15 protein-coding genes are annotated in these 12,601 nt (G+C 59.6%); all 15 read right to left on the bottom strand.

The window, feature by feature from the left end; translation table 11 throughout:
• Window positions 1–4 precede the first annotated feature (4 nt).
• Window positions 5–1,006, bottom strand: coding sequence for a polyprenyl synthetase family protein (locus IPI56_05325; GenBank protein MBK7545156.1), 1,002 nt, complete (start codon window positions 1,004–1,006; stop codon window positions 5–7).
• Window positions 1,006–2,427, bottom strand: a complete 1,422-nt coding sequence (locus tag IPI56_05320; protein MBK7545155.1) for an NADH-quinone oxidoreductase subunit N — start codon at window positions 2,425–2,427, stop codon at window positions 1,006–1,008. The genes IPI56_05325 and IPI56_05320 overlap by 1 nt, the downstream gene beginning before the upstream one ends.
• A 2-nt stretch (window positions 2,428–2,429) precedes the next feature.
• Complete coding sequence (locus IPI56_05315) at window positions 2,430–3,911, bottom strand: NADH-quinone oxidoreductase subunit M (protein MBK7545154.1); 1,482 nt, start codon at window positions 3,909–3,911, stop codon at window positions 2,430–2,432.
• A 19-nt stretch (window positions 3,912–3,930) separates the two neighbouring features.
• Window positions 3,931–5,925, bottom strand: coding sequence for an NADH-quinone oxidoreductase subunit L (gene nuoL / locus IPI56_05310; protein ID MBK7545153.1), 1,995 nt, complete (start codon window positions 5,923–5,925; stop codon window positions 3,931–3,933).
• A gap of 1 nt (window position 5,926) precedes the next feature.
• Window positions 5,927–6,235 (bottom strand): NADH-quinone oxidoreductase subunit NuoK, encoded by a 309-nt coding sequence (gene nuoK / locus IPI56_05305; protein ID MBK7545152.1) that lies wholly within the window; start codon window positions 6,233–6,235, stop codon window positions 5,927–5,929.
• Entirely contained in the window at window positions 6,232–6,723 is a 492-nt protein-coding gene (locus tag IPI56_05300) for an NADH-quinone oxidoreductase subunit J (GenBank protein ID MBK7545151.1), read from the bottom strand. Before IPI56_05300 ends, nuoK begins: the two co-directional genes overlap by 4 nt.
• Entirely contained in the window at window positions 6,716–7,258 is a 543-nt protein-coding gene (locus tag IPI56_05295; protein ID MBK7545150.1) for an NADH-quinone oxidoreductase subunit I, read from the bottom strand. Before IPI56_05295 ends, IPI56_05300 begins: the two co-directional genes overlap by 8 nt.
• Window positions 7,255–8,484: an NADH-quinone oxidoreductase subunit NuoH gene (gene nuoH, locus IPI56_05290; GenBank protein MBK7545149.1), complete on the bottom strand. Its 1,230-nt coding sequence runs from the start codon at window positions 8,482–8,484 to the stop codon at window positions 7,255–7,257. The genes IPI56_05295 and nuoH overlap by 4 nt, the downstream gene beginning before the upstream one ends.
• Window positions 8,484–9,596 (bottom strand): NADH-quinone oxidoreductase subunit D, encoded by a 1,113-nt coding sequence (locus tag IPI56_05285; GenBank protein ID MBK7545148.1) that lies wholly within the window; start codon window positions 9,594–9,596, stop codon window positions 8,484–8,486. The genes nuoH and IPI56_05285 overlap by 1 nt, the downstream gene beginning before the upstream one ends.
• A gap of 74 nt (window positions 9,597–9,670) precedes the next feature.
• A complete protein-coding gene (locus IPI56_05280; protein ID MBK7545147.1) occupies window positions 9,671–10,201 on the bottom strand; it encodes an NADH-quinone oxidoreductase subunit C in 531 nt (176 codons plus the stop codon).
• Window positions 10,194–10,721 carry an NADH-quinone oxidoreductase subunit B gene (locus IPI56_05275; protein ID MBK7545146.1) on the bottom strand — a complete coding sequence of 176 codons (528 nt, stop codon included), beginning with the start codon at window positions 10,719–10,721 and terminating at the stop codon, window positions 10,194–10,196. Before IPI56_05275 ends, IPI56_05280 begins: the two co-directional genes overlap by 8 nt.
• Window positions 10,712–11,038, bottom strand: coding sequence for an NADH-quinone oxidoreductase subunit A (gene ndhC, locus IPI56_05270; protein MBK7545145.1), 327 nt, complete (start codon window positions 11,036–11,038; stop codon window positions 10,712–10,714). Before ndhC ends, IPI56_05275 begins: the two co-directional genes overlap by 10 nt.
• Window positions 11,039–11,064: 26 nt before the next feature.
• Complete coding sequence (locus IPI56_05265; protein MBK7545144.1) at window positions 11,065–11,727, bottom strand: ubiquinone/menaquinone biosynthesis methyltransferase; 663 nt, start codon at window positions 11,725–11,727, stop codon at window positions 11,065–11,067.
• 67 nt (window positions 11,728–11,794) lie between these two features.
• Window positions 11,795–11,974 carry a hypothetical protein gene (locus tag IPI56_05260; GenBank protein ID MBK7545143.1) on the bottom strand — a complete coding sequence of 60 codons (180 nt, stop codon included), beginning with the start codon at window positions 11,972–11,974 and terminating at the stop codon, window positions 11,795–11,797.
• Window positions 11,975–12,504: 530 nt separating this feature from the next.
• On the bottom strand, window positions 12,505–12,594 hold the full coding sequence (locus tag IPI56_05255) for a prepilin-type N-terminal cleavage/methylation domain-containing protein (GenBank protein MBK7545142.1): 90 nt from the start codon (window positions 12,592–12,594) through the stop codon (window positions 12,505–12,507).
• Between the last annotated feature and the right edge of the window lie 7 nt (window positions 12,595–12,601).

Genomic DNA, 12,601 nt, shown 5'->3' with positions numbered 1-12,601 from the left:
CGCGTTACAATTTCCGGTCCGACAACCGACGAGCGACATCCAAAAGCAGCGCCCGCGCCGGACGGTCCGGCAGGACGGCCAGGGCCGCCTCCGCCTCCGCCAACAGCGCGCGCACCTTTTGCTTGGAACGTTCGAGCACGCCGGAGCGGCGCAAATCCGCGATCAGCGCGTCCACGCGCCCGTGGGGGGATCGCAAGGTGTCGTGAAAGGCCTCGCGTGCCTTGGCGTCGGTCAAGCCCGCGGCGTAATCAATGAGGGGCAGGGTCATTTTGCCGTGGGTGATGTCGGTGTGCAGGGTCTTGCCCACCACGGCCTCATCGCCTTCCACGTCCAAGATGTCGTCGACAATTTGGAAGGCGATCCCGAGTTTGTCGCCGAAGGTTTCGAGGGCGCGGGTTTGCTCGTCGGGCAAACCCGACAAAAGGCCCCCGGTTCGGCACGCGGCCGCCATGAGCGAGGCGGTTTTCCGCTTCAAAAAGGTCAAATAAGTGGCTTCGTCCAAATCGAATTTGTAACGGGCTTCGTATTGGGCGATTTCCCCCTCGCACATCGCCATGGTCGTGTCGGCCAACAACGACAGGAGATCCGGCCGATTCAGCCGGCTCAAGCGCCGAAACGCCTCGGCGTAGACGTGGTCGCCGAGCAGGACCGCCGCGCCCTCGCCGAACTTGACGCCCACCGTCGGCCGCTGGCGCCGGATGACCGCTTCGTCCACAAGGTCGTCGTGCACCAAGGTCGCGATGTGAATCATTTCCATGGCCAGGGCCGCGTCCAGGAGGGCTCCCCGGTCGAACCGGCCGAACTGGGCCGCCAAAAAAACAAGCCCCGGCCGCACCCGCTTGCCGGAGCCCGTCATGACGTACTCGCTCAAACGAGACAAAAAGCCATTTTTCAATCCGGCCACGCCGGCCAAAGCGGCTTCCACCTCGGCCAGAAAAACGGCCAAATCCCTCGCCTCCCCCGCGCGCAGGATCGGTTCGAGCACGCGGAGCGCCGGATGGCTCATTAGGGGACGATCCTTTGAACCCAAGCCAAGAGGGGGGCGGGGTACAGGCCCAGCAACACCGTGGCGGCCAACGTCACCCCCAGGACAGCCGTTAACGGACGGGACAGAAAAGGCGCCCCGGCCTGTTGCGGTTCCCGGAAAAACATGGCCCGCACGATGGAAAAGTAGTACGCGAAGGACACCACGCTGTTCACCACGCCCACAACGGCGAGCCACATCAACCCCTTGGCTTGGACGGCGGCGGCGAATATCGAGAACTTCCCGATGAACCCCAAAAACGGCGGAAGGCCCGTCAGCGACAAAAGGAAAAAGGTCGTTGTCAGGGCCAAGGGCAGCGACCGGGCGGCCAAACCGTCGAAAGACCCGACGTCCTCGCGGCCGGCGTCGTCCGCCACGGCGATGACCACGGCGAAAGCGCCGAGGTTCATTAACACGTACGCCGCCAAATACAAAAGGATCGCCCGGGACCCCAGAGCACTCGCCGCCACAAAAGCGATCGCCACGTAGCCCATCTGGGCGATGGAAGAGTACCCCAACAAGCGTTTGACGTTGTCCTGCCGCAGGGCGCCCAGGTTGCCCACCGTCATGGTGATCGCGGCCAGCAGCGCCATCAACGGCAAGATCCGCAAGTCCGCCGCGTGGGAGAAAAGGCGCATCAACAAACCAAAGGCCGCGGCCTTGGGGGCGACGGACAGGAACGCGGTGACCGGGGTGGGCGCGCCCTCGTAGACGTCCGGCACCCACATATGAAAAGGGGCCAGAGCCAATTTAAAACCGAATCCCACCAGAACGAAAAGGAGCGCCGCGGTCAACGGCAGGGCGGCCACCCGACCGGCGGTGTCCGCGTTTAATGCCGCGGCCGATGTCCCCCCCGTCAAACCGTAAAACAAAGAAATTCCATACACCATGAGCCCCGAGGCAAAAGCCCCCATGAGGAAGTACTTGATGGCCGCTTCGCTGGAGCGGCGGTCTTTGCGCGTGAACCCCACAAGCACGAAGGAGCTTACGCTCACGATTTCAAGGGCGATGAGCGCCATCAGGAAGTCCGAGGCCGACGCGAGGAACAGGAGGCCGACGGTGGAGATCAACAGCAATCCCAAATAGGTGCCCCAGGCGAAGCGTTCTTCCCGGTCCGCGAAACCTTTGAAGGAGGCCGAGAGCGCGGTGACCAACACGACCGCGCCCAGCAACACGATCTTCAGGAACCGGGCGGTTCCGTCGACAACGAACACCCCGTAAGCGACGGTGTCCGGCGTCCGGGCGGCGACCCAGGCCGCGGCGGCCAAAGCCAAAACCGAAAACGCCAACGGTCCCCGACGCGCGGCGGGTCGCACAGCGTCCCACATTAAAAGGACGAGGGCCGCTCCGGTCAGGAGCAACTCCGCTGAAAGAGCGCAAAGACCGCCGAGCGAACAGGTCAAGGTTATCCCCCCACCACCCGTCGCACCAGTTCGGCGATGGTCGGGTCCATCATGTTCAAAAGCAACGCGGGGTAAACGCCCAGCGCGATCGTCAAAATGACGAGCGGCACCACCGTCACAAGTTCCCGCGCGTTCATCTCGGAAAGTTTCCCTTCCCAGCGCGGGTTGAAGGGGCCAAGGAAAACGTCCTTGATGAGTTTAAGAAAGAACGCGGCCGTCACCAAAATGCCGATCACCGACAAGCCGACCCAAATTCGGCTCGCGACCTGGCCGAACCCGCCCAGGAAGCACAGGAATTCCCCCACGAATCCCGCGAGACCGGGCAGTCCCAGGGACGCCATGGCCTGCACGGTCATGATCCCGGCGAAAACGGGCAGCCGGGCGCCGAGGCCGCCGAAGTCGTCGATGTTGCGGGTGTGGGCCTGGTCGTAGATCACGCCCACCAAAAGAAAGAGACTCCCGGTGATAATCCCGTGGGTCACCATTTGAAACACCGCGCCCGAAAGGCCGGCCGCGGCGTTGGTGCCCGTCACCGCCGCCATGCCCAACAGACAGTACCCCATGTGATTGACGGAGGAGTAGGCGACCATGCGCTTGATGTCTTTTTGACTCAACGCGCAGAAAGCGCCGTAGACGATATTGATGAAGGCGATGATGATCAGGATCGGCATAAACCAGCGCGTCGCCTCGGGCAGGATGGGGTAACACACCCGCAAAATGCCGTAGGTGCCCATCTTAAGCAAAACGCCCGCCAGAATCACGGACACCGCCGTGGGGGCCTCCACGTGGGCCAAAGGCAACCAGGTGTGGAACGGGAACGCCGGCACTTTGACCGCGAAACCGACGAAGAGCGCCAGGAACACGAAGATGAACCGCGCTCCGACGAAATTGGACGATTGGTTGGCCAAGGCCAGCATGTCGAACGTGCGCGGTGCGCTTGAAAAGTAAAGAGCCAAAATGGCCAGAAGCATGAAAACGCTGCCCGACAGGGTGTAGAGGAAGAACTTCACCGCGGCGTATTCTTTTTTGGGGCCGCCCCAAATCCCGATCAGGAAGTACATGGGCACCAGGGTGATTTCCCAGAACACGTAAAACAGGAACATATCGAGGGACACGAACACGCCCAGCATGCCCGCTTCAAGAACCAGGAACCAGAAAAAATATTCCTTCAGCCGGTTTTCGATGCCGTAAGAGGCGATGATCGACACCAGCGAAAGGAAGGTCGTCAACAACACCATCGGCATCGACAGGCCGTCAACGCCGAGGAAGTACTGCACCCCGAGGGTCGGGATCCAGGACGCCCGTTCCACCAGTTGAAACGCGGGCGATGCCGCGTCAAAGGATTTCCAGGCGACCAGGGAGGCCCCGAAGGCCAGCGCGGCCGTCAACGTCGCCGCGCCGCGTAGGAGCGCTTTGTTGTCCTTGGGCAGCAGCATCAAGGCCACGGCCCCCACCATCGGCAAAAATGTAATGAGACTCAGCATACGTTGCTCCTCGCCCGAATTATCCGAACACGCCGACGGCCCACAGCACCAGGGCGAACACGCCCACCGCCGTCGCCAACAAATACGTCTGCGCGGCGCCCGTTTGGAGCGCCCGCACCCCGGCGCCGAGTTTCTGCGCCGCCCAGCCGAACCCGTTCACGAACACGCCGTCCACCACGACATCGTCCCACCAGCGGTGGATCCGCGAAAGAAGATTCCCCAAACGTCCCACGCCGTCCACGATCCCTTGATCGATCACGATGTAATCGAAGGCCGCCAAAAAGCGCGCGGGCAGGAAGCACAGGGCCTCGGACACTTTAAGGTAAAAAGGGTCGAACAGGCGATCGGTCAAGAGTCGGTGGACCCCGGGCAAGGCCGCGGCCAGCCGCGCGGGATCCGGAGTTTTGAACACATACATGGCGATCGCCAAAACCAGCCCCAATGTCACCGCGGTCAAGGAAGCCCCCAAAACAACGAAATGCCCCCCGTGGGCGGCGGCCGCTTCCGCGACGGGGGCCGCGTGTTCGGCGACTTTTCCCGTCAGTTGGACCCATTTGTCAAAAGAGAGCGCGTGCGAGTGGAAAAGCAGTCCCAAAATGGCCGAGGGGACGGCCAACACCATCAGGGGGATCGTCATGGTCGGACCGCTTTCGTGGGCGTGACCGAACCGGTGGGCGTCGCGGGGCGTTCCGTAAAACGTCAAAATCATCATGCGGGTCATATAAAACGTGGTCAAAAACGCCGAAAAGGCGGCGATGCCGAACAGGGTGTACTGGTGCTTTTCGTAGACGGCGCCCAAAATGGCTTCCTTGCTGTAGAATCCCGAAGTGAAGGGGAACCCGATGATGGCCAGCCAGGCGACCCCCATGGTGATGGCCGTAAAAACCATTTTTTTGGCCAAACCCCCCATGAGCGGCATCTCGTTGGTGTGCACGGCGTGAATCACGGAACCCGCCCCGAGGAACAACAACGCTTTGAAGTAGGCGTGGGTGGTCAGATGGAACAGGCCCGCGGTGGGGTTGCCCACCCCCATCCCCAACACCATGAACCCCAATTGGCTGATGGTCGAGTAGGCCAACACTTTTTTAATGTCGGTGGCGGTCAAGGCGCTGAGCGCCGCCCCGAGGGCGGTGATGCCCCCCACCCAGGCGGTGACGGTGAGAGCCACCTCCGACAGGGCGAACACGAAATGGAACCGGGCCAAAAGGAAAACGCCCGCCGCCACCATCGTCGCCGCGTGGATCAAGGCGGACACCGGGGTGGGGCCCTCCATGGCGTCCGGCAACCAGACGTGCAAGGGCAACTGGGCCGACTTTCCAATGGTTCCACAGAGCAACAGCAGGGCGATGACCGTGGCCACGGGGGTCAGGGTGCCGATGTGCTCGCTGCCGATGATGTTAAAATTAAGGCTCCCGGTGGTGGTGAAGAGGAGAAGCAGACCCAGGTAAAACCCGAGATCGCCGATGCGCGTGGTGATGAAAGCTTTGCGGCCCGCTTGGGCCGCGGCCGGACGCTCAAACTCAAAACCGATCAAGAGATAGGAACAGAGTCCCATCAATTCCCAGCCCATGAAAAATTGGAAGAGGTTGTTGGAGACAACCAAGATCAACATGGCCGCGGTGAAGAAGGAGATGTAGGCGAAGAACCGGCCGAACCGTTCTTTCCCGTGTTGGTAGCCCACCGAGTACACCTGCACCAGGAAAGACACCAGGGTCACGACGACGAGCATCATGGCCGACATGCCGTCGATCAAGACGCCGACTTCCAAGCGGGTGAACCCGACGCTGAACCAATCCCAGCTCTTTTCAAAAAAGGGCCCCGAGGCGCCGAGATTATTCAAGAGGTGCGGGTGAGCGTAAATGGAAATCAAAATACCCAGGGATTGCACCAGCCCCCAACCCGCCGCCAGGATGCCCAAAAACGCCCCTTCCAAGGGCAGCCGCTTCCCGAAAAAGAGGATCAGGAGCGAGGCCGCCAGGGGCAAAAGAGGAATGAGGTAAGCGTGTTCGAGCATTTTAACCCTTTAACAAATTCAGATCTTCGGACAGGACGGTCCGGAAATTGCGATAGATGGTGAGCACCAGGGCCAAGCCCACCACCGCCTCGGCCGCCGCCAGGGCGATCACAAAAATGGCCGCCGCCTGACCGAGCGGTTGGCCCGGGTGCAAATACCGGTTCAAGGCGACGAAGTTGATGTTGGCCGCGTTGAAAATCAACTCAATGCCGATGAGCACCCCCAACAGGTTCCGCCGGGCCAGGGCGCCGTAGACACCCAAAGCCAACAGCACCGCGCCCACGACCAGATAACCGAACAGGCCGCTCACCGGGACCGCCCCTTTGAGAAATGCACCGCACCCACCAGGGCGGCCAACAAAACCAAGGACACCGCTTCAAAGGGCAGGACCCAATCGCGGATCAACACCAACCCCAGGGCGGCCGTGGTCGGCGCCGCGGGGGGCAGGGTTTCGGCAACGGGCATTTGTTTGAAAACGGCCGCCAAGAGTCCCACGAACATGCCGGACAACAAAAGCCCGATAATCCATTGGGCGTTGACCTGCCGGGCCACCCAATCCTTGGGACTGCCGGAAAGCAAAACCACGAACAAGAGCAAAACGGTGATCCCCCCCGCGTAAACCAACAATTGGGTGACGAACAAAAAGTCGGCGCCGAGCATGGCGAAGAGACCCGCCACCCCCGTCAAGGAAAGCACGAGGAAGAGCGCGCAATGAAAAACACTTTTCAAGGTCACGGCCAGCGCCGCCGGAACGATGACGAGGAAAGCCAAAAGACCGAAAACGGTTTTTTCAATCATGGAACATTCCCGCCGGGGTGGACGGCGTCGCCGACGCGTTGGTGGCCGGGTTGGGGCCGAGCTTCTGGCCCAGTGTCAAATGTTTGCTCCAGATTTGCCCGGGCTCCGAAGCCTGGGGTTGAGAAACGGCGGTCTTCCATTCCTGCATGAAATCCGACCGGTCGTTGAACGTCAATTCGTATTCCTTCGTGTGGTGGACGGATTTCGGTTTTGTCGGGCAAATTTCCTCGCAGAGCCGGCAATAGTTGCACTTGCCGAAGTCGATTTTGTACCAGGCGAGGTCTTTTTTCTTGGTTTCCTCGTTGCGTTTGGCCTCGAGGGAAATGCAATTCGACGGACAGGCCCGAACGCACATCTCACAGGAAATACAGATGTCCGGGTGGAAGGCCAGGGCGCCGCGGTAGCGGTCCGACAGGGTCAGCTTTTCGTAGGGGTACTGAACGGTGATGGCGGGCGTGAAGAGGTATTTCAAGGTGATGCCCAGCCCTTTGATCAAACCCCAGGAATTGACGGCGACGGTTTTAAAGTAGCTCATGAGCGCATGAGGAACACAAACCCCGCCAGGGCCACGTTGACCAAGGCCCAGGGGAGCAGGAATTTCCAGCAAAACTCCATCAGGCGGTCCACCCGCATGCGTGGGTAGGTCCACCGCACCCAGATGAACACGAACACCAGGGCAAAAACCTTCAAGAAAAACCAGGCGTAGGACGGAATGAAACTCAAGGAAGGATGGATCGGAGCCCCGCCGCCGAGGAACACCACCGCGCCCAGGGCGCAGGCGAGGAACATGTAGGCGTATTCGGCCATAAAGAACATCGCCCACTTCATGCCGGAGTATTCCGTGTGGAAGCCCGAGGTCAGTTCCGACTCGGCCTCGGCCAAGTCAAAGGGGGTGCGGTTGGTCTCGGCGATGGAACTGATGAGATAAATGATGAAAGCGATTTGGCCGACCACCGGGTAAAACAGGAACCAGCGGGGCAAAAAGCCGTGCCACATCCCCGCCTGGGCGTCCATGATGCCCCCCAGGGACAACGTGCCCGCCCACATGACCACCGGTACCAGCGCGATCACCCGGGGAATTTCGTAAGACACCATTTGCGCCGCCGCGCGCAGGCCGCCCAGGGCCGAGAATTTGCTGTTGGACCCCCAACCGGCCATCAAAAGCCCGATGACGGACAACCCCGATACCCCCAAAATAAAGAGCAACCCCACATCCAAATTGATGGGCGCGAATTCCGGCCGCCCGAAGGGAATGGGCGCGAAACAAACATAGGCCGGGGCCACGACGACGATGGGCGCCAAAAAGTGGAGCTTCCGGTCGGCGTCCTTGGGCACGATGTCTTCCTTCAAAAGCAGTTTGATGCCGTCGGCGATGGTCTGCAGGGCGCCGTGAAACCGCCCCACCCACATGGGGCCCATGCGGATTTGAATGTGCGCCGCGATTTTCATTTCCCACCAAACGAGAAAAATCGGGGCCACTTGCATGAGGGCGATGACGAAAACGAAGGGCAGAACCGTGGCGACGACGTCCAGGTGCCAGGCGGGGATTTGGAAGCCGGCCAGGGCGGCCGCTTTGTTGGAGAGGGCGAAAACGTCTTCGATCAACCGCCACGGTCGATCGCCCAGGTAGGCGATGAGCCCCACGAGGGGCAAGAGCAACATCCCCAGGACGACGAAGGACAGGACGTAACGCTTCCGCAACGCCGCCGGCGTCTGGCTCGGGACCCAGGGTCCCGTGACCGCCCAGGGACCTTTGGCCATTAGCGGTCCACCTCGCCCAACACGATGTCGATGGAGCCCAAAATCGCCACCACGTCGGCCACTTTCCAGCCGACCAAAATTTCCTGCAGGGCCGCGAGGTTGATGAAAGAGGGCGCCCGCACGTGCAACCGGTAGGGGCTCAGGCCCCCGTCCGAGACCAGGTAGATGCCCAACCAACCGCGGGCGCCTTCCAACTGGGCGTAGGCTTCGCCCGCGGGGGGCCGCAGGTTTGCCCGGGGGACTTTGCCCAAAATTTCACCCGCCGCCGGGAAGCTATCGAGGGCCTGATCCAAAATCCGGCAGGATTGTTCGATTTCATCCCGGCGGACCATGTAGCGATCCCAGCAGTCGCCGTTGGGGCGAACGGGAATGTCAAATTGAAATTTGGAATACAGGCCATAGGGCGCCTGTTTGCGCAGGTCCAGGGGCACGCCGCTCGCCCGCAGGTTGGGGCCGGTGATGCCGTAGGAAATGGCCTTTTCCTTGGAGAGAACACCGATGCCCTTGGTCCGGTCCATAAAAATCGGGTTGTAGCTCAACAAGTTGTCGTATTCCTTCAAACAGCTTTTCATGTGCTGGACGAATTTCTTGGCTTTTTCAATCCAGCCCTCCGGCACGTCGTTGGAGACCCCGCCGATCCGGACGTAGTTGTAGGTGATCCGAGCTCCGCAGAGTTGCTCAAAAAGGTCCAAAATCATTTCCCGCTCCCGGCCGAAGGCGTACAGGAAGGGGGTGAAGGCCCCGATGTCGATGCCAAAGGTGCCGATAAAGAGCAGGTGGGAGGCGATACGGTTCAGCTCCCCCGCGATGAGGCGCAGGTAATCGGCCCGCTCCGGGATTTCGACTTTCATCAGTTTTTCGACGGCCATGCAGTAGGACCAGTTATTGAGCATGGCGCACAGATAATCATCGCGATCCGTCAGGATGATGAACTGGGGGTAGGTACGGTTCTCGGCCAGCTTTTCCACCCCCCGGTGCAAATACCCCAAATCGGGCACGGCCTGGGTCACCACCTCCCCATCCAAGCGAAGGACCACCCGCAACACCCCGTGGGTGGAGGGGTGCTGGGGCCCCATGTTGAGGAGCATTTCGTGCTCCGAAATCCTCTCCATTTTGGTTTCAAAGGAGGGTCCCCCGGCCAGTTTATCGGCCGTTAAATTGACGGTTCCCTGGGGCATATTTTGTGTCATGGGTGGGCCGCCGGAACCGCCTTGGGCAGGCCGATTTCGGCCCCGTTGTCGTAACGGTCCGGGGTGTGGACGTAATCTTTGCGGAGGGGCCATCCCGGGTAGCCTTCCCAGAGTAGAATCCGGGTCGGGTTCGGGTGCCCTTCAAATCGGATGCCGAAAAGGTCGTAGGTTTCCCGTTCCTGCCAATCGGCCGAGGAATAAAGTCCGGCCAAGGAAGGCACCACCGGTTCCCCCGAGCGGGGACATTCCAATTTAAGGAAGACCGCATCCGCCGGGGCGGACGTGCGGACAAACTGATAAATAACTTCAAATTTATTGTCTTTAATAAAATCAACGGCTGTCAACATATTTAGCAAATCAAACTTAAGTTCATTCTTAAGTTTTTCTGATACGTTTTTCAGGTCGGTGGAGGATACTTTTAACCACAGATCGTCCCCCCCCCGCACATACTTCGGGTCCGCCGGGATGGACTCCTCCACCGCGGGAAACTGGATCTTAATCTGTTCGAGCAGGGCGGCCTTATCCATGGGTCTTGACCTTCACGCCGCCTTTGTACATGCCGTCAATCTTCTTTTGGAGAGTCAAAATGGCGTTGTGCAGGGCCTCCGGTCGGGGCGGGCAACCGGGGATGTACACATCCACCGGGATCACCCGATCGACCCCTTTCACAACGGAGTAGGAATCGTAATAGGGGCCACCGCAGTTGGCGCAGGCGCCCATGGAGATCACAAACCGGGGTTCCGGCATCTGGTAGAAAAGCTTTTCAATGGCCGGGGCCATCTTTTTTGTTACGGTGCCCGCGATGATCATGAGGTCGGCCTGCCGGGGGGAGGGGCGGGGAATCACCCCAAACCGGTTGATATCGAAACGGGTGCCATAAGCGGCCATCATTTCAATCGCGCAGCAGGCCAGGCCGAATGTGAGGGGCCAAATGCTGGACTTGCGGGCCCAATCGATAAAGAAATCGACCGTCGTGAGCGATATCTCCCCCAGGCCGGGAATCTTGTAAATCGTTGAAGGAAGAATTTTTTCTTGGATTATTCCCATTTCAGTGCGCCCTTTTTCCAGGCGTAGACAAGCCCCATAAAAAGCAACCCAACGAACAGCATTACGGCCGCAAACCCTTCTACACCAAGTGTTTTAAATTGCACCGCCCAGGGAAAGACGAACAGGGCTTCCACATCGAAGATGACAAACAGGAGGGCGAACACGTAAAAGCGGATGTTGGGGGAGACCCAGGGGGTCCCCACCGGTTCCATTCCGCACTCGTAGGCTTCAGTGTCCTGGCTTCCCCCCCGTTCCCGCACGAACCCCGCGAAGAACAGCAAGAAGCTGAAGAACCCGACGCCCACCAGGGCAAACACCAAGACTCGAAAATAATCCGCCAGCATCAACATCTCCCGATAAACAAAGACACAATTCCACCCCAAAGGGGCCGACATTCAAATTGGCCGAAGCCCGCGGCTTCGAAAAATCCCCTCAGGACATCCACCGAAGGCAGCGCTTCAATGGATGTTTTCAAATAATCCCCCGGCCATCGGTCGCCGAACAACATTCGCCCAACCAGGGGCACCACCGTTTTGCTGTAGAGTCTGTGACCAAACCGCAACAAGGGGTTAGAGGGCCGCGTCAAATCCAAGAACACCAGCCGTCCTCCGGGGCGAAGAACCCGCGCCGCCTCCCGCAAACTCGATTCCAAAACCCCACCCACCCAGAGATTCCGCATCACGTAGGCGGAGGTCACGGCGTCGAACGAACCGTCCGGGAACGGCAACTTGTCGGCACCGCCTTGAAGCCATTCCGGGGAACCCCTCCCCCCCGACCGAGCGGCCTGGGCCAGCATCTCGGCGCTTAAATCCAAACCCACCACGCGCCCAGCCCCCGGGCGATCGGCCTTTAACATCCAAGCCAAATCCCCCGTGCCGGTCCCGACATCAAGAACATCCGGGGCCTCGTGCAGTACCTGAACAGCGGCCCGGCGCCAACGGCCGTCCAACCCCAAACTCGAAAACCGGTTAAAGCGCCGATAAGCCGGCGCCAGGCCGGAAAACATTTTACCAATTGCGGCCGTGTCCTGATCCTTGGGCCGGGCCGGGCCGGGGGTTTCGCCCCCCGTCAACTTAAAGGTCTTCGGCGCCGAGGGTTTTGCGTTTTCCCTCGCTCTGCACCTTGGCGACCGCCGCGTTGACGATTTCTTCAATCTTCTTGGAGAGGCCCTCGATGTAGTCCCCGCCCGTGCGCAGGCCTTTTTCCTTGACCATTTTCTTGATTTTGCTGACTACCACGAATGTTTCCGCCATGACCGTCTCCTTGATCAACGCAGGTTTAAATCCATCCTGTTCCGCTTTTGGTTGCTGGAAGGAGGCTTATTTAATGAATTCGGAAAACCCTTGTCAACCGGGAAGCGGGACGGATCGCAAACGACGGGACGGGAGGTTAACCAGGGGCTCCAGGTTTTACCACTGGAATCGGGAGGGGTGCAATTGACGGTTATTAAGCCCGTCAAAATAGCATCCCCGGAAATGGGATCGGTAAAGGTTTTTGTAAACCAAACAAAAGGCTGTAAAGGGCCCCAGGCGTTATCATCCGGCGCCGGGCCAGGAAAATGCCAATCGGACTTGGCGTGAATGGACTCACTCACGGTGGGGATTGAAATAACGGGTATACGCTCTATGTATTTTGGGAGAAAGAGATCGTTCAAATTACTTGCGCCTGACCCGAAGCGGGGAAGAAATCCCTCATTGTCGGCGTAATAAATCGAAAACGTGCTGCGGAGTGATCCCAAATGGGCTTTGACGGTCGCTTCTTTGGCTTTGATTATAAGATTGGATTATTTTGGGATGGCAATGGCCGCCAGCAAGCGAATAATTGCCACCACAAGCATTAATTCAATGAGGGTGAAAGCGCCCTGTTTTCCCATGGAGCTT

The sequence above is a fragment of the Elusimicrobiota bacterium genome (assembly GCA_016706425.1).
Lineage (GTDB): Bacteria > Elusimicrobiota > Elusimicrobia > FEN-1173 > FEN-1173 > JADJJR01.
This window is presented reverse-complemented; position numbering and strand designations above follow the sequence as displayed.